Source organism: Flagellimonas olearia (assembly GCF_004150225.1).
GTDB classification, from domain to species: domain Bacteria; phylum Bacteroidota; class Bacteroidia; order Flavobacteriales; family Flavobacteriaceae; genus Flagellimonas; species Flagellimonas olearia.
Genome location: NZ_ML142907.1, coordinates 703,895 through 720,881, shown reverse-complemented (window position 1 = coordinate 720,881; position 16,987 = coordinate 703,895). Strand labels below are relative to the sequence as shown.

The window sequence follows — 16,987 nt, the reverse complement described above, 5'->3', positions numbered from 1 at the left end:
TTAATATATTTGTGGGATGAAATCGGCAAAACCCTATTTAGCTATTCCCCTTATTTTGATGCTCCTTGCATTCACACCTCCCAAAGAGGTAAACAAAAGAGTGCTGAAAGAAGTGGAAAAGACCTTTGAGGTGGTAGATTTTGCCATGCAGCCCATTAGTATTTCTACGGATGTAAATGCACAGCTGCCTACCAAAATTTCAGGTGAAAACTTGTATCGAATCACTGCTGGGGATTCAACCTTGGGTTATGCATTTTTCGACCAGGCCCCAAGCAAAACGGCAAATTTTGATTATTTGGTGCTATTTGATGATGCCGTAAAAATCATCAACACAAAAGTGTTGGTGTACCGGGAAGAATACGGAGGGGAAATTGGGAGTAAAAGATGGTTGAAGCAATTTTTGGGGAAGACAGGTGGGGACCGTGTGAGCCCTGAGTCCAACATCGATGCCATTTCCGGCGCCACCATTTCGGTAAATTCCATGACCCGATCCATGGACAACCTGCTCCAGACCATCGGAATACTTCAGGATAAAGGACATTTATAATGATATATAACGGTTTATTGTCCACATTCCCCAAAGAAATCCGCCTGTTTATAGGTGCTTTTGTGATTATACTTTCCATTGGATTCTTCACAGGATTGCTCTTTATCAAGGAAACCGAATCCACCACTCCAGCAGGCATTGAGGAAAATTATCTGGGCAATGAAGAAGATGAAGAGGCAACGGTGATGAAGTTCAAGAAAGGAGACCGGGAAATGCTCACCATTGTCCACACACATATTTTGTCCATGTCCATGATTTTCTTTTTGTTGGGCGGATTGGTATGGCTGACCCACTTGCCAAAAAAATGGAAGCTTTTTTTGACCATAGAACCTTTTCTGTCCGTGATTTTGACCTTTGGAGGAATTTATCTCATGTGGAAGGGTATATCTTGGTTTAAATATGTGGTTATTTTCTCCGGTATATTGATGACCTTTACCTTTACCTGTTCTGCAGCAGTGGTCTTGTGGCAGTGTGCCAGACCCTCCCAAAAACGATAAGCTTTGGAGAGCAACTGATTTCCAGAACTTGTTAGTTTTCAATAAATCGATAATCAATGTCGTGGTACCCGATAAGTTCCGGTCGGGGTTTTTTATAGCGTAGTAATTGTTTTATTTCGAATAGTTCTTCCTTGTTCACTAGGATGATAAAGTGGTTCTTGCCTACGGAAATGGGAATTTTACGCTGTTGGGACCAGTGTCTCAATTGTTTTTCCCAATACGATGCATCCAATTGGAAGAGGTATTCCTTGAACGCTTCCAGTTCCCATTCATATAATTCAAAACATAGGTTGTTAAAGATCAATTGGAAGAGTTTACTTCGGTTGCAAAACGTTAGTATACCATTTTTGGATTGGTCCAGAATAATCAGGGATTCACACATAATAGATGGTCTTGGACGATAAAGATATTAATTATTTATAATAAGTCTAAATAAAAATAAATTACATCTCTAGTGAAGCAAATGTCAAAATAGATAGATATGAATTAAAAAGGTGGTATATTTGCACGCAATTAATTCGTAATTGCAATGGAAGCCCACCTTAACAAAATTGTTGGCGAAGGATTGACCTATGATGACGTCCTACTTGTGCCAGCCTACTCCGAAGTACTTCCCAGGGAAGTCAATATCCAATCCAAGTTTACTAGAAACATTACAATTAATGTTCCCATTGTTTCTGCAGCAATGGACACGGTGACCGAATCTCGTATGGCCATCGCCATGGCGCGCGAAGGAGGAATTGGGGTCTTGCATAAAAATATGACCATAGAGCAGCAGGCGCTTAAAGTCCGTAAGGTAAAAAGAGCGGAAAGCGGCATGATCATGGATCCGGTGACCCTTCCCCTAAATTCTACGGTAAGGGACGCCAAGGCCAACATGAAGGAGCACAGCATTGGTGGGATCCCCATTGTGGATGGGAACAAAAAATTGATTGGTATTGTGACCAATAGGGACTTGCGTTTTGAGAAAAACGATGACCGCCCCATTGGTGAAGTCATGACTTCGGAAAATTTGGTGACTGTAGGAGAGGGAACTTCATTGCAACAAGCCGAGGTTATTCTTCAAGAGAACAAGATTGAAAAACTACCCGTGGTGAACGACAAAGATGAATTGATCGGTCTTATCACCTTTAGGGACATTACCAAACTTACCCAAAAGCCCATTGCCAATAAAGATCAGTATGGACGTTTGCGGGTAGCCGCTGCCATTGGGGTAACCGCTGATGCGGTGGATAGGGCAGGTGCCTTGGTAAATGCCGGGGTGGATGCCATCATCATTGATACGGCACACGGTCACACCAAAGGTGTGGTCAGTATTTTGAAAGAAGTTAAAAAATCCTATCCAGAACTTGAAGTGGTAGTGGGTAACATTGCCACGGGTGAAGCCGCCAAATATTTGGTGGAAGCCGGTGCCGATGCTGTAAAAGTGGGTATTGGGCCAGGCTCCATTTGCACGACCCGTGTGGTGGCGGGTGTTGGATTCCCTCAGTTTTCCGCAGTTTTGGAAGTGGCTGCCGCCATTAAGGGCACAGGCGTTCCTGTAATTGCTGATGGAGGCATACGGTATACAGGTGATATTCCCAAAGCCATTGCGGCAGGTGCGGATACGGTGATGTTGGGCTCCTTGTTGGCGGGTACCAAGGAATCCCCAGGGGAAACCATCATTTATGAAGGGCGAAAGTTTAAATCGTACCGAGGTATGGGTTCTGTAGAGGCCATGAAATCGGGTAGTAAAGACCGTTACTTCCAAGATGTGGAGGATGATATCAAGAAATTGGTTCCGGAAGGTATTGTGGGCCGCGTGCCTTACAAAGGTGACCTATACGAAAGTATGCACCAATTTATTGGTGGTCTTCGTGCCGGAATGGGCTACTGTGGTGCCAAGGATATTGAAACCTTGAAAGAAACAGGGAAGTTTGTGAAAATCACCTCCAGTGGAATCCATGAAAGTCATCCGCATGATGTGACCATCACCAAGGAAAGTCCAAATTACAGCAGGTAGTAAAAGTAGTTGGGTTTATTTCCCAGCATACGTTTGCCAATCCTTATCCTTGTAGATATTGTCCCCAAAATAACGGGCAATTTGAAGGAAGGGTTCCACTTTTTGGTATCCGGGTACCGGGGAGAGCATTTTTAAATCCTCATCCAAAAAGACAACGGTGGGATAACTCATTTTTCCTTGTAATAAAGCAGCGGCAAACTCATGATAACCCCTTCTTCCGGAAGGGACAAATTTGAAGGTTTTTCCTTGAAATTCGATGGGGTCTTTGCCTTCGGCGTCCAATTTTACCATGTAAAAGTTATCCTGCATATAGGCTGAAACCTCTGGATTTTGGAAGGTGTCCTTATCCATTTTCTTGCACCATCCGCACCAATCGGTGTATACATCGATGAATATTTTTTTGGGCTGGGCGTCGGTTTGGGATAACTGCACGGCTTCTTCCCAAGACATCCAATTGATATCCTGTGCTTGGGCTTGAAACCCTACAAAAAGAAGAAACAACAAACTGATTTGGGTAAAAATTGTGCGCATAGTGCTGATGTTTTGAGGTATTGGTCTACCGATCATTACAAAACTAACGAAAATTGTGCCAAAAAAGTATTCATCCCCAAATCTCCAGAACGAAGATGAGCACAGTGACCATCAAGCTTAATGGGGAGTAATATCTCGTGTCCATGAATGCAAAATTGGTGCTTTTCACAGACTTGAAAAAGCCAACATATTTAAAATCCCCAATGGTTCTTGCCAGAAATAGAAAACCAATTCCAAAGGAGATATAGGTCAATCCGTCAAAACTGAAAAACTCCAATACTTTGTTGAGGTAAACGGATGCAAAAAATGCCAGAAACAACCCTACGAGCAACGTCCCTATTTTTCCGGGTCCCATCAACAGTTTGCCGTCTTCATTGGTAGGCAGCACTTGGGTAGGATCCTTGATGCCAAAAAGGACCCAATACAAATGTAGTCCCGAAAGGAAGATGAACACGGTGGCAAGCAGCAGGGCTATGACCTCCATTTATTTTACGGCTTCCTTTTTGGGTGCTTCAAAAAGTTCCTTTACGTCTACTTGGTTTTTTAGGATGTCGTCAAAGGTCTCCCTCTCCCGGATAAGGTGGGCTTTGTCGTTGTACCATAACACCTCGGCAGGTCTAAACCTAGAGTTATAGTTGCTGGCCATGGTAAAGCAATAGGCCCCGGCATTTTTAAAGCAAAGAATGTCACCTTCGGAGATTTCATTGATCCTGCGATTGCTGCCAAAAGTATCCGTTTCACAGATATAGCCGACCACAGAATAGTACCGTTCCCTTCCTTTGGGGTTGGAAATATTGACAATCTCGTGCGTTGAGCCATACAGCATAGGGCGAATCAGGTGGTTGAATCCTGAATCGACACTGGCAAAAACCGTGGATGTAGTCTGTTTTACCACATTCACTTTGGCCAAGAAGTATCCGGCCTCGCTTACCAAGAATTTACCGGGCTCAAAGGCCAATGTAAGCTCCCGGCCATATTCGGTGCAGAATTCATTGAACCTGTCTGTCAATTTTTTGCCCAATTCCTCTACATTGGTCTGGATATCCCCTTTTTTGTAGGGAACCTTAAAACCACTGCCAAAATCTATAAATTCCAAATCTTTGAAGTTCTTGGCCGTTTCAAATAGGATTTCCGAGGCGTACAGGAATACGTCAATGTCCAAAATATCACTTCCGGTATGCATGTGGATACCATTGATGTTCATATTGGTAAGTTCCACAATTCGGAGCAAATGTGGAATCTGATGTATGCTGATGCCAAATTTGGAATCGATATGTCCTACGGAGATTTTTGAATTCCCTCCCGCCATTACGTGGGGATTGATTCGAATGCAAACGGGGATGTCCGGATGCTTGCTTCCAAACTGCTCCAAAATGGACAGGTTGTCTATATTGATTTGAACCCCAAGTGCTGCAGCCTGCTCAATTTCTTCCAAAGAGACCCCATTGGGTGTAAAGATGATGGATTCAGGGGCAAAACCTGCCAGAAGTCCCAACTTCACCTCTTGAATGGAGACCGTGTCCAGGCCACTTCCCAAATGGTTCATGAACCTTAGAATACTGATGTTGGACAGTGCTTTGGCAGCATAATTCAATCTAAGATTGGATACGCCTTCAAAGGCTTTGGTCAATCTGTGGTATTGCGAAGCTATCTTTTCAGCATCGTAAACGTATAATGGGGCTCCGAACTCACCGGCGAGCTTCAATAAATTTTTGGAATTCATATCATTAGTCTTTCGCGCAAAACTAAGCCTTGTACTTGGGTTCTACAAGAATAAAAACGTCATAAATATATTTATAACAAATTGTTTCAAAAATAACAACCAGTGTGTTTTTGGACTTGCTCTTTTGGGTTTCGCATTGTACATTTAGGCAAACTCCAACAATGAGACTACCGCTATTTCCTTTACAATCTGTTTTTTTTCCTGGTGAAACCGTTCCGCTCCACATTTTTGAAGAGCGGTATAAGCAGTTGATCAATGATTGTAGAAAGGAAGCGATCACTTTTGGGATTCCTGTTTTTATCAATGACACCCTTTCCTATGGTACCGAAGTACAATTGGCCGAGGTGGTGACCACGTACGACAATGGCGAAATGGATGTGGTCTGTGTGGCCCGGCAAGTTTTTAAGATACGTTCCTTTGAGAACCAAATGGAAGGAAAGCTTTATGCGGGCGGGGACGTTGATTTTTTGGATATGGAGAGCAGTGCCGATGAAAACCTGAGGGCCGAAGTGTTGGCCAAGGTGGAGGAGTTGTACGAGCTTATGGATGTGCCCTTTACCCAAATCTCCCCGAAACAGTTCAGTAGTTATTCCTTGGCCCATAAGATGGGACTCTCTTTTGAACAAGAGTATGAACTGTTGCAGATTTCCAATGAGACTGATCGGTTGCTGTTCATCAAAAACCATTTGGAGTCCACTACAGCCATTTTAAACCAAGTGAACCATACCAAGACCGTTATTGAAATGAACGGTCATTTCAAGAATTTTGATCCATTGGACTTCCAGGACTTTAAAATTTGATGGGATAATCCTATAAAATCCTGTCTAATTGTTATAGTTGTGGCCTTAGACGGCAATTATTCTTTTTTCACCTTCTATTTCTCAGTGGGGTTTTCTATTTTTGTCGGCAAACAAAAGTTAATTCACAGATGAATCTTCACGAATATCAAGGAAAAGAAATTTTAGCCAGTTTTGGAGTAAGGATACAACGCGGAATTGTTGCCCGAAACGCCAATGAAGCGGTAGATGCCGCCAAACAACTTACACAGGAGACAGGTACCGGATGGCACGTGATCAAGGCCCAGGTGCATGCTGGAGGCCGTGGCAAAGGAGGAGGTGTTAAGCTGGCAAAGAACTTGAAAGAAGTTGAGGAATTGGCAGGTAGTATCATCGGGATGAACCTGGTTACGCCGCAAACATCTGCTGAAGGTAAAAAAGTACACCAAGTGTTGGTTGCCGAGGATGTGTATTATCCTGGGGATAGTGAGACCAATGAATTTTATATGTCCGTTTTGTTGAATAGGGCTTCAGGAAGAAACATGGTCATGTACTCCACTGAAGGAGGAATGGATATTGAGGAAGTAGCCGAAAAGACTCCTCACCTTATTTTTACCGAAGAAATAGATCCCGCAACTGGACTTTTGCCTTTTCAGGCAAGACGTATTGCCTTTAACCTAGGGCTTTCCGGAACTGCATTCAAGGAAATGGTAAAATTTGTCACTGCGTTGTACAAGGCGTATGAGCAAAGTGATGCCAGTTTGTTCGAGATCAATCCAGTATTGAAGACCTCGGACGATAAAATCATGGCTGTTGATGCCAAAGTATCCATTGACGACAATGCATTGTACAGAAGAAAGACCTATGCTGAAATGCGTGACCTTCGCGAGGAAAACCCTATTGAGGTTGAAGCGCGTGAAGTAGGATTGAACTATGTGGATTTGGATGGTAACGTGGGATGTATGGTGAACGGGGCCGGATTGGCCATGGCCACAATGGATTTGATCAAAATGGCCGGTGGTGAGCCTGCCAACTTTTTGGATGTAGGAGGTACAGCTGATGCCAAAAGGGTAGAAGAGGCCTTTAGGATCATTCTTAAGGATCCCAACGTAAAAGCCATATTGATCAACATCTTTGGAGGTATCGTACGTTGTGATCGAGTGGCCCAAGGTGTAGTGGATGCCTATAAAAATATGGGTGATGCCATCAAGGTTCCTATCATTGTTAGGTTGCAGGGTACCAATGCAGAGTTGGCCAAAGAAATTATCGACAACTCTGGACTGGCGGTACATTCTGCCGTACAATTCCAGGAAGCTGCTGATAAAGTAAAAGAAGTTTTGGGATAATCTCCCTTTGTATTCAAGATATGGGGCAACGTTTTAAACGTTGCCCTTTTTATTTTATAAGGTTTTAGCTTAAACCTTTTTCTGTTCGTCAAAGAATATGGGATTCGGTGTAAAAATCCGTGTTGGACAAGGATTTCCAAAACGGCTTTTAATGTACTAAAATGGGCGTTTTGGAGTTATGTATTAGAGGAACCTGTTAAATAGTGAGCGCCCATGGGTACCTACAAGGAAAAACTTAGTATTCTTTCGGAGATGATTGCCTTTGCAAGGGTGGATCATACTTTGAAGGAATCTGAATACCAATTTTTGCTCAAGGTTGCAACGAACCTTGGTGTTGAAAAAGAAGTCTTTGACCACCTTTTGAGTGAAAAATCCCCTAAAGTCATCCTTAAAACCCAGGCAGAGCGTATAGTTCAGTTCCACAGGTTGTTGCTCTTGATGAACGTTGACCAAGAACAGCATAAAAAGGAAGTGAGTACCCTCTACAATATTGGTCTTCATATGGGACTTCCACCGGCCGCTATCAGTCAAGTACTCGAAGTGATGCACAACTATCCCGATAAGGTCATTCCACCAGATGTATTGATCAATATTTTCAAGGCACATTACAATTAATGACATGTTGACATAATTTTATGTTAAAAACATGTCAAATAGGCATGTGTTGGCTAGTGGTATACAATTTGCCCTATGCATGGTGATTGAAAGTTTAACCTAAAAAATAAATCGCCATGAGTATAGTAAAAAGAAACAATCTGATTTTTCCATCCTTGTTAAACGATTTTATGGGTCCTGATTGGCTTGGAGGTACCGATAAGTGGAACACTACGGTCCCCGCGGTCAATATCAAGGACAATGAAAAGGAATTTGAATTGGAATTGGCAGTTCCCGGGGTCAAGAAAGATGATTTTACCGTAGAGGTGGACCACGATGTCCTTACCATTTCCAGCGAAATGAAATCTGAAAATGAAGAGGCCAAGGATAATTACACCCGAAAGGAATTTTCCTATTCTTCCTTCAAAAGGGCCTTTACCTTGCCGGAAACCGTAGACGGTTCCAAAATCGATGCAAAATACGAGGACGGTATATTGAAGTTGACCTTGCCCAAAAAACAAGAGGCATTGCCCAAACCCAAACGATTGATTTCAATCGGATAAGTAAAATATGAAGAGCACCAACTATAGGTGTTTCATGATGGTTGGATTAGTTGGTTAGTTAGTTGGCGCGCTCCTGCAGTACTGTTCGGGGCGCGCTTTCTTTTATTCCTGTTCCTGGAGCATCTTTATTTCATCACGTAATTTGGCGGCTTCCATAAAGTTGAGCTCTTTGGCTGCTTTTTCCATGGCCTTGCGCTTGTCCCGTATCAGTTTTTCACGTTGATCTTGGGTCAGGTACGCCAAATCGGGTTCTGCGGCCCGTAACTCTTCTTTTTGAAAATGATAGGTGGACACTGAGTTTTTGGCCAGTGCATTGTCCAGATTCTTTTTCAAGGCCTTCGGGGTAATGTTATGCTCCGTATTATAGGCCATTTGTTTTTCCCTGCGGTAATTGGTCTCATCAATGGTTTTTTGCATGCTTTCCGTAATCTTGTCCGCATACATGATGGCCTTCCCGTTAAGGTTTCTGGCGGCACGGCCCACCGTTTGGGTAAGAGAACGATTGCTTCGCAAAAATCCTTCCTTATCCGCATCCAAAATGGCCACAAGGGAGACTTCAGGCAAATCCAATCCCTCCCTGAGCAGGTTTACCCCGATCAGAACATCAAAAAGTCCCTTTCTAAGATCCTGCATGATTTCTACCCGCTCCAAGGTATCCACATCACTGTGTATATAGCGGCATCGAATGTCTATTCGCGCCAAATATTTGGTCAGTTCCTCGGCCATTCGTTTGGTCAGCGTGGTCACAAGGGTGCGCTCGTCCAATTCCACACGTTGTTGTATCTCTTCCACCAGATCATCAATTTGATTGGCACTGGGTCGCACCTCAATGATGGGGTCCAAAAGCCCTGTAGGGCGAATGACCTGCTCCACATAAATGCCTTGGCTCAGTTCCAATTCGTAATCTGCCGGAGTGGCACTCACATAGATGACCTGGTTTTGAAGAGTCTCGAACTCCTCAAATTTCAAGGGACGGTTGTCCATGGCTGCCGGAAGTCGAAATCCGTATTCCACCAGATTTTCCTTTCTAGAGCGGTCCCCACCGTACATGGCGTGGACTTGAGGGATGGTCACATGGCTTTCATCGACCACCATAAGGTAATCGTCCGGAAAATAATCCAACAAACAGAAAGGTCGGGTACCGGGTTCCCTGCCGTCCAAGTAGCGGGAATAGTTTTCAATTCCGGAACAATACCCAAGCTCGCGGATCATTTCCAAATCAAAATTCGTTCGTTCATCCAAGCGTTTGGCTTCCAAGGGTCGCCCAATCTCCTTGAAATAATCCACTTGCTTTACCAAATCATCCTGTATTTGTCGAATGGCATTTTGGAGTATATCTGGGGAGGTAACAAACATGTTTGCCGGATAAATGTTCAAGGAATCATAGATTTCAATGACCTTGTTGTTGAAGGGGTCCAAGGCTTCTATTTCCTCGATTTCATCCCCAAAAAAATGAATGCGGAAAGCATGGTCCGCATAACCGGGGAATACATCCACTACGTCACCCTTTACCCTGAAATTCCCATTTCTAAAATCTGCCGTGGTACGGGAATAGAGGCTTTGCACCAATTGTTTCAGGAATTTTGTGCGTGAAATCACTTGGTCCCTGTGGATGGTGATCACGTTCTTTTGAAATTCAATGGGGTTTCCAATACCATATAGACAGGAAACCGATGCGACCACCAATACATCCCTGCGCCCCGAAAGGAGGGAAGAAGTGGCACTTAACCGGAGCTTTTCAATATCCTCGTTGATGGAAAGGTCTTTTTCTATGTACAATCCACTGGTGGGAATATAGGCTTCAGGCTGGTAGTAATCGTAATAGGACACAAAGTATTCCACGGCATTGTTCGGGAAAAACTGCTTGAACTCGGAATACAGCTGTGCGGCCAGGGTCTTGTTGTGGGCCAATACCAACGTGGGCCGTTGTACGGATTCCACCACGTTGGCCACGGTAAAAGTCTTCCCGGAACCGGTCACACCCAGTAGGGTTTGATGACGTTCACTGCCTTCAATACCCTCTACCAATTGTTTTATCGCCTGCGGTTGGTCACCGGTCGGTTTAAAGTCTGATACTACCTGAAATTTCATAGGATAAAAATAGTAAAGGGAGGGGCTATAATAAAGCGAATGGGAAATATTATCGCTTTAGGGCAAAGTGTCCCTGGACTTCCCTGTTGGAATCGTCAATGGCCTTGAACCAATATTCCCCGGCAGGTAACGGTCGCCCCCGGAAATTGCCGTCCCAACCACTTGAATTTTGGGAGAATTCCTTCAAAAGGGTGCCGTACCGATTAAAAATATAAATACGTTTTAGTATGATTTTATCCCCGTTGGGAGGTTGTATGAATTGCCAGAAATCATTGATGTTGTCCCCGTTGGGGGTGAAAAATTTGGGGAACCCTTCTACCGTAAGATCTTGGGTGAATGTTTTTTCGGCGATGCCGCATCCGTTTTTATCCCGCACGTAAAAGGTATGCGAACCGGGTTCCAATCCACTGAAAATATTACTGTCGGAATAGGGCCCATTCCTATTGTCCACGGCATACTCGTAGCTTCCGGCTCCTAAGGTTTGCACGGTAACTTGGAGCGAACTTGTGTTCTCAACAAAGTCCAAACGGTCAATGGTCGGAGTTTCGGAAGAGACAACATTGAATTCCATGCTTGTTGGACATTCTATCTCATTGCCGTTTTGGGAAACCAATGTGTAGGCCTCATATCTATAGGTTCCTTCTTCTAGAATGGAGGCTTCCCTTGTTTCGGAAATTAAGGTTTCTTGGCCAAATTGATCAACTTGAAACCATCGAAAACCATCTGCGTCATCACTTGAGGAAATGGATAAGGGAGCTTGGTCTTCGCAAAAGGATACGGTTTCCGGGAAATTGATTTTTGGGTTGAGGGTTACAAATTCCCCCGAGTCTATATCCAAATAGGGCCCACACCCCAATAAGGTGGTAAAGCTTTCCTGAATGCAGCCCACGGCTTCACCGGCATCGTTGAAAGGAGTCACTCTGATAAAAAAAGTGTTGTTGGGCTCAAAGTCAATTACCAGCGTGGAATTGGTATAAAATGTGGCATTGTCCAAAATATCGCTTTGGTTGGGAGATGACCCAATAGTTACCCGATACCCTATGGCATCTGAAACTTCATTCCATTGCAGCAAAGGTGTAAGCGGTACGTTGATCTCGCCGTTGGGAGGATAGATCATGCTGGTACAGTTGGGCAATTCAGAAACGGCACTGGTGGTAAATTGTTGGGAAGAGCAGCCTATGGCTTGCCCAATTCTATTATAGGGTGTTATGGTGACGTATATGGTCTGTTCCGGGGGGAGGTCATCAATGGGGTTGAAGGTCAACGTATTTCCCGCGTCAAAATTGTTTAAAATATCTGTGCCTCCAGCCGTAGTGCCCAAACTTATACGGTACCCAGTGGCTCCTGACACATAGGCCCATGAGATATTAGTGGAGGGGTTTATATTGACGGCCATATCCAAAGGATTGGTCAATTGGGTACAAGTAGGAGCCGAGGTCAATAGCCCGGTTCTAAATTGCCTACTTGGGCAGGTGATGTTGGGTTGGTCAAAAAAGAATAAGGTAATGGTCACATAAATGTCCGTATCCTCCGGTAGCCCCAACGGAGGGGTGTAGGACGTTCCTCCGGAAAATTGAGGAGCCAAGAGGTCGGTGCCTCCCGGAGTGGTTCCCAAGGAAACAATATAGGCCTGTGCATCCTCATCAGGTTGCCAACTGATGGCCGTATCCACAGGGACATTGGAGGAACCTTCAGCGGGACTGACCAAGTTGGGACATACCTGTGCTTGAGCAAAGACCATGAAGGAAAAGGTGAAAAAAAAGAGTACTTTTTTTAACATCCAAGATGATTAAATCATCATAAGATACTACAAATCACGCTTTTTGAGTAGTAGGTAGGACAAATAGATGAATATGGCCGTCCAACAGATAACAATCAAAAACTCGTACCAGTAGGTGTGGTAATCAAACCGAAGGTTTTCCCCAATCTGGTCTCCAATATTCTGTACTGCGGAAAGCCTAGATCCAGGTTCCTTGATCAAATTCATCATGGATTCCAAAGGAAAGAAATCCTTGACCCGTTTGGCGGCGGGCCAACTCATGACCTTCCAACCCAGTAGGCCAAAGACGACCTGCTCCAATATGGTCCATAGAATCAGGAATCCAAGGGCGAAGGCCGATCGTTTTACCAAAATGCCCAAAAAGAGACAGAAAGAGAAAAAACCGACCAGCTTTACAAAAAAAGCCAATAGAAACTCCAAATCCGAAAAAATGATGGACAACTCGTTGTAGTCCGAATAAGTCAACCCCAAAATCAAGGACACCACAAACACAAAAACGGTTGAAATCAAGGCAAAGGAAATCACAGTAAGTACCTTGGACATGAGGAACTCCTTTTTGGAAAACCCGTCTATCAAATTTTGTTTGATGGTCTTGTTGCTGTATTCGTTGGCCATCATGGAAACAATGACTATGGCCAAAAATAGCTTGAAAATCGCGGCCACAAAGGTGTTGAAATGCCAGATATAGGGGAAATTAAAAATTCCTTGGTCGGCCAAGTGGAATTGTACCGGGCCAATGTCAAACTTGATGGCGGCAATCAGCGCAATGGAGGTCAATAGGATAAAATAGGAGATGATCAGTACTTTACTGGCCCTATTGTTCCAAAGCTTTATGAATTCTATTTGTAGGAGACGTAGCATTCGTTTGGTGGATTAGTTGTTCTTGGTCAGGTTTAAAAATTGTTGCTCCAGACTTTCCTTGCGTTTTACCAGATGGGAAAGCACTATGCCTTTTTCAAACAATATTTTGTTGAGCGATTCAGCGTCCATTTCTTCCTTCAGATAGGCGGTGAGGGTACCATTGAAACTATCGATTTTCCCAAAACTGGCATGCTGTTCCAAAAAGGATTTTAGTTGTTCCATGTCGGTAGCGCGAAGTTCAAAAAAACCATGGCTGGCCATCATACCATCTACAAGACCCGAATATAGTTTTTCACCTTTCCGAAGGATGACCACGTGGGAGCATACCTTTTCCACCTCGTCCAACAAATGGGAGGCGAGAAGAATGGTAGTGCCTTGTCCGGCAATTTTTTTAATGATTTCCCGTATCTGATGGATGCCTTGGGGGTCCAATCCGTTGGTGGGCTCGTCCAGAATAAGGATTTCAGGGTCATTGAGCAACGCAGAAGCAATGGCCAAACGCTGTTTCATTCCAAGGGAATAGGTCTTGAATTTACTGTCTTTCCTGTCCCAAAGACCCACCAATTCCAGTTTTTCCTGAATCTTGGTTTCGGGCACCTCCTTGATCTTGCACACCAGCTTAAGATTTTGGATAGCGGTCATGTACGGGTAAAAATTGGGGCGCTCTATAATGGCGCCCACTTTCTTCAAGGCCTCATGGGTAGAGGTGGAGCCATCAAACCAACTAAAATCACCGGAAGTCCGGTTCACCACGTTCAAAATAATGCCCAAGGTGGTGGACTTGCCACTGCCATTGGGTCCCAAAATACCATAGACGTTACCTTTCTCTATGGTGAAAGAAAGGTCTTTGACCGCGGTCAATGGGCCAAATTTTTTGGTGAGGTGATTTACGGTGAGTATAGTCTCCAAGATGGAATCGTTTTTTGATTAGTTTATAGTAACTTGACGAGGTATAGCGTAATTTGTTACAAAATAGGAAAAGAATGTCCGAGGAAAGACTGATGTCCAAGAAAAAGCCTGCCTATCCGGTCCATAAAAAACTGGATAGTTACCTCCATAAATACAATAGAAAGATAGAAATCCCCATTTTTTATGATGATTTACTCCGCTTTTCGGGTTCCGTGGTGGTCTACGATGCCAACGAGGAAGACACACTTTGGGTAAGGGTGTATTATTCGGATTTTGATCGGCAGGAAATCGATATGAGCTTAAAACAGGTGTATTCTATTTTGCATTCGGATGGTAGTGATCGAATTCTGGAGTACTTGAATGTTGATGCCATTGATTTTTGCACCTTCGGGAATTCCCAACCTTTCCGTATCAAAGTGCGGAACATCCTCAACGACAACTACACCTATTTTTACGTAAAGAAGACCGATGCGTCACGGATATACGGCTTGGAGTTGGAGCATATGCTCTCCCCGTACAATCTTAACTTTTTGGTCTACAAGGGAACACTTATCGAAGAACATATTGCTGGGATTCCGGGGGATGTCTTCATCAAGGACATGCTGCCCAAATGTTCCGAATCCGAGAAGGCCCAATTGGCCAAAGAATTTGTGAAGTTCAATGAGCGTTGTATGATTCGGTTATTGGGCGATATGCGCTCTTATAACTATGTCATTGTCCCGGTCCATGATTTTGATCATGTGGTCTATAAGATCAGGGCCATTGATTTTGACCAGCAGTGTTTTGAAGGGAAATTAAAGGTGTACCGCCCCCAGTTTTTTAAGGAGAATTATAAAATGGTGGAACTGGTACGTACCAAACTGCAAAAAGATTCGGTAGACCAGTATAAAATTGAGGAGCGTTCCATTGTGGCTAAACGGATTTTAAGTTCAGGAAACCGTATCCGTAGGTTGATTGCTGCCGTTAAGCCGGATACCATATCGTTACCAGAGAACATTGAGCAACTAAAGCTCGAAATCTATGACCTTACCAAGGACATGGATTTCAAAAAAAGCACAACCATGGGCGAAGTATTGGCCCTTGCGTTGGATTTTGTCAAACGAAATTATGAGGATGTGAGCATGAAACAGATCATCGAGAAGAAATTCTAGCTCTTCTGCTCCTTGTTGAAATACACCAAATAGTAGTACATCTGCCGTTCCTCGTCCCAACCCTTTTCCACAAATTTTTGGGCGGATTCCGGATTGATGAAGTCCATTTTTATCTGGATGTTGGTATCCAGATTGATGACATTCTTGATTTTTTTCCGGGCATCGGATACAGCCTTGTTGGCAATATCAAAATTGGAAACGTCCTCAATGCTGTATTTGGGGCCTTTTTCAACCTTGTAATGCTTAAACTCGGGAATCAATTCCGGGTTTTCCATCACCTCATTTAAAAAAGAGGTTTCTTCGAAGGCATCGTTCTTGGCAAAGTGGTTCACCGCGCGGTTCATGAACAGCACTTCCTGTTGTTTGTCCTCGGCGGGCAATACCACATCCTTGGCGAAGTTTTGACAGAACTTAAGGTAGTTTTTGGTATAAAAGTTTTCATCGGTCAAGGGAACAATACCCAAAAAGTTCTCCAGCCAATATTTGGCATCGTAGCGGTTACTATCAACGGACAAAACTTTGAACCCTTCTTCCTTTTCCATGTTGAAAATGATACAGCCCTTGTCCAATTTGTTGATGTTGATGCCTTGGCGGATCAAAATTTCCAGGTTCTGTTCCTTTTCTTGGAATTGAAGGAAATCATGCTTCAGCTCACTTTTAAAAATACCAACGGCATCGGTCTTTTTATTGTCGATGACCATGTCCGAAAAATGCACTACATACACTTCCCCGCTTTTGATGTGGGGGTGGTTGGATTGTTCAAACAGGTGTGTGGTGATTTTTTTGGAGGCTTGGTGCGCCGTTCCGTGATCCAAGAACAATTCGGCAACTGATTTGTATACCTCATTGAACTCCAAATCCACATCGTTGAAGAACCTAAAATAGTTTTCTTCCTTCTCCCGAAAAGGCTTAAAGAAGTATTCTTTGAGCAATCCGGCCATTTCATCATTCAATGAAAAAGGCTCCGCGGACAAAAAGGCGGATTCGTTCTTGCTCTTATTGCCTACTCTGTGGAGGGAGATACTTTCAATTTGGGCGGAATATAGGTTTAGCATTTTTTAAGTTAGGAATTAGGAATTAGGAGTTAGGGGTTGTTAGTTCCAGTTTTCGTCAAAATCCATGTCGTCATAACTGTCTAGAAGATTGTCAAAATCAACGGAAGCATCAGGGTCGGATTCGAACTTTTTTTCTGGTGGGGAATCCGGGAGTTCCCCAAAACTAAAGAGGACATTGGGGTATATTCTTCCATCTTCTTTGTCCACGATATCCGCCAATTCCACAAAAAAGGTCCACATGCTGAAAAAATCGTACACATAGATCATCTTTGGAGTCTTTTCGGTCATGACATCATCCAGTGCGGTTTCGTTCATCAACCGCACATCGGAACCGTTCTCGCTCATATCGAACAGGGCGATTTCCTCGTCTTGGTTCCATTCCTCATCACAGGTATAAAAAGAGGCCATTTCACCACCTTCAAAACCAAAGGCTTGGGTTATAGCATTGTGGAATTCTTCCAACGTGTTGTTATCCTCAATTTCAATGTCCCTGAAGATATCTTCCTCAGCATCAAGAATAATCCTGATCTTATAAATCATCCAAAAATTTTTAGAGTGGGC

General features: G+C 43.7%; 18 protein-coding genes. 8 read left to right on the top strand and 10 right to left on the bottom strand.

The window, feature by feature from the left end; translation table 11 throughout:
- Nucleotides 1-16: 16 nt before the first annotated feature.
- Both DN53_RS03275 and DN53_RS03270 read left to right on the top strand, forming a co-directional pair.
- On the top strand, nucleotides 17-547 hold the full coding sequence (locus DN53_RS03275; RefSeq protein ID WP_165357247.1) for an FMN-binding protein: 531 nt from the start codon (nucleotides 17-19) through the stop codon (nucleotides 545-547).
- Nucleotides 547-1,044, top strand: coding sequence for a hypothetical protein (locus DN53_RS03270; protein WP_129652974.1), 498 nt, complete (start codon nucleotides 547-549; stop codon nucleotides 1,042-1,044). The genes DN53_RS03275 and DN53_RS03270 overlap by 1 nt, the downstream gene beginning before the upstream one ends.
- Before the next feature lie 31 nt (nucleotides 1,045-1,075).
- On the opposite strand, the gene DN53_RS03265 is transcribed toward DN53_RS03270, so the two are convergent.
- Nucleotides 1,076-1,426, bottom strand: coding sequence for a DUF6686 family protein (locus DN53_RS03265; protein ID WP_129652973.1), 351 nt, complete (start codon nucleotides 1,424-1,426; stop codon nucleotides 1,076-1,078).
- 147 nt (nucleotides 1,427-1,573) lie between these two features.
- On the opposite strand from DN53_RS03265, the gene guaB reads away from it, so the two are divergent.
- Nucleotides 1,574-3,046 carry an IMP dehydrogenase gene (gene guaB / locus DN53_RS03260; RefSeq protein WP_129652972.1) on the top strand — a complete coding sequence of 491 codons (1,473 nt, stop codon included), beginning with the start codon at nucleotides 1,574-1,576 and terminating at the stop codon, nucleotides 3,044-3,046.
- A gap of 15 nt (nucleotides 3,047-3,061) precedes the next feature.
- Here guaB and DN53_RS03255 read toward each other — a convergent pair whose 3' ends face one another.
- From DN53_RS03255 to lysA, 3 genes are all read right to left on the bottom strand, one after another.
- Nucleotides 3,062-3,577: a thioredoxin family protein gene (locus DN53_RS03255; protein ID WP_129652971.1), complete on the bottom strand. Its 516-nt coding sequence runs from the start codon at nucleotides 3,575-3,577 to the stop codon at nucleotides 3,062-3,064.
- Nucleotides 3,578-3,647: 70 nt separating this feature from the next.
- Nucleotides 3,648-4,061, bottom strand: a complete 414-nt coding sequence (locus DN53_RS03250) for a DUF3995 domain-containing protein (protein ID WP_129652970.1) — start codon at nucleotides 4,059-4,061, stop codon at nucleotides 3,648-3,650.
- The gene (gene lysA / locus DN53_RS03245) at nucleotides 4,062-5,300 is read right to left on the bottom strand and encodes a diaminopimelate decarboxylase (protein WP_129652969.1); all 1,239 of its coding nucleotides are present in this window, start codon (nucleotides 5,298-5,300) and stop codon (nucleotides 4,062-4,064) included. It lies immediately after the preceding gene.
- 161 nt (nucleotides 5,301-5,461) lie between these two features.
- Between lysA and DN53_RS03240 the strand changes: the two genes are divergently transcribed.
- The 4 genes from DN53_RS03240 to DN53_RS03225 all read left to right on the top strand — a co-directional run bounded on the left by DN53_RS03240 (nucleotide 5,462) and on the right by DN53_RS03225 (nucleotide 8,579).
- Entirely contained in the window at nucleotides 5,462-6,100 is a 639-nt protein-coding gene (locus DN53_RS03240; protein ID WP_129652968.1) for an LON peptidase substrate-binding domain-containing protein, read from the top strand.
- Between the two features lie 128 nt (nucleotides 6,101-6,228).
- Nucleotides 6,229-7,422: an ADP-forming succinate--CoA ligase subunit beta gene (gene sucC, locus DN53_RS03235; RefSeq protein ID WP_116218257.1), complete on the top strand. Its 1,194-nt coding sequence runs from the start codon at nucleotides 6,229-6,231 to the stop codon at nucleotides 7,420-7,422.
- Nucleotides 7,423-7,635: 213 nt separating this feature from the next.
- Nucleotides 7,636-8,037 carry a TerB family tellurite resistance protein gene (locus DN53_RS03230; protein ID WP_129652967.1) on the top strand — a complete coding sequence of 134 codons (402 nt, stop codon included), beginning with the start codon at nucleotides 7,636-7,638 and terminating at the stop codon, nucleotides 8,035-8,037.
- Between the two features lie 116 nt (nucleotides 8,038-8,153).
- Nucleotides 8,154-8,579: an Hsp20/alpha crystallin family protein gene (locus tag DN53_RS03225; protein WP_129652966.1), complete on the top strand. Its 426-nt coding sequence runs from the start codon at nucleotides 8,154-8,156 to the stop codon at nucleotides 8,577-8,579.
- Nucleotides 8,580-8,681: 102 nt separating this feature from the next.
- Here DN53_RS03225 and uvrB read toward each other — a convergent pair whose 3' ends face one another.
- From uvrB to DN53_RS03205, 4 genes are read right to left on the bottom strand one after another with little or no spacing between them, the layout of a single operon-like run.
- Complete coding sequence (gene uvrB / locus DN53_RS03220; RefSeq protein WP_129652965.1) at nucleotides 8,682-10,670, bottom strand: excinuclease ABC subunit UvrB; 1,989 nt, start codon at nucleotides 10,668-10,670, stop codon at nucleotides 8,682-8,684.
- 49 nt (nucleotides 10,671-10,719) lie between these two features.
- Nucleotides 10,720-12,450, bottom strand: a complete 1,731-nt coding sequence (locus DN53_RS03215) for a T9SS type B sorting domain-containing protein (protein WP_129652964.1) — start codon at nucleotides 12,448-12,450, stop codon at nucleotides 10,720-10,722.
- A gap of 27 nt (nucleotides 12,451-12,477) precedes the next feature.
- The gene (locus DN53_RS03210) at nucleotides 12,478-13,311 is read right to left on the bottom strand and encodes an ABC transporter permease (protein ID WP_129652963.1); all 834 of its coding nucleotides are present in this window, start codon (nucleotides 13,309-13,311) and stop codon (nucleotides 12,478-12,480) included.
- A gap of 12 nt (nucleotides 13,312-13,323) precedes the next feature.
- Entirely contained in the window at nucleotides 13,324-14,220 is an 897-nt protein-coding gene (locus tag DN53_RS03205; protein ID WP_129652962.1) for an ABC transporter ATP-binding protein, read from the bottom strand.
- Between the two features lie 74 nt (nucleotides 14,221-14,294).
- Here DN53_RS03205 and DN53_RS03200 point away from each other — a divergent pair, with 74 nt between their 5' ends.
- A complete protein-coding gene (locus DN53_RS03200; protein ID WP_129652961.1) occupies nucleotides 14,295-15,371 on the top strand; it encodes a hypothetical protein in 1,077 nt (358 codons plus the stop codon).
- On the opposite strand, the gene DN53_RS03195 is transcribed toward DN53_RS03200, so the two are convergent.
- Both DN53_RS03195 and DN53_RS03190 read right to left on the bottom strand, forming a co-directional pair.
- Nucleotides 15,368-16,426, bottom strand: a complete 1,059-nt coding sequence (locus tag DN53_RS03195) for a nucleoid-associated protein (protein ID WP_129652960.1) — start codon at nucleotides 16,424-16,426, stop codon at nucleotides 15,368-15,370. The two genes, DN53_RS03200 and DN53_RS03195, sit on opposite strands and share 4 nt — an antisense overlap.
- Before the next feature lie 39 nt (nucleotides 16,427-16,465).
- Nucleotides 16,466-16,966: an IS1096 element passenger TnpR family protein gene (locus DN53_RS03190; RefSeq protein ID WP_129652959.1), complete on the bottom strand. Its 501-nt coding sequence runs from the start codon at nucleotides 16,964-16,966 to the stop codon at nucleotides 16,466-16,468.
- Between the last annotated feature and the right edge of the window lie 21 nt (nucleotides 16,967-16,987).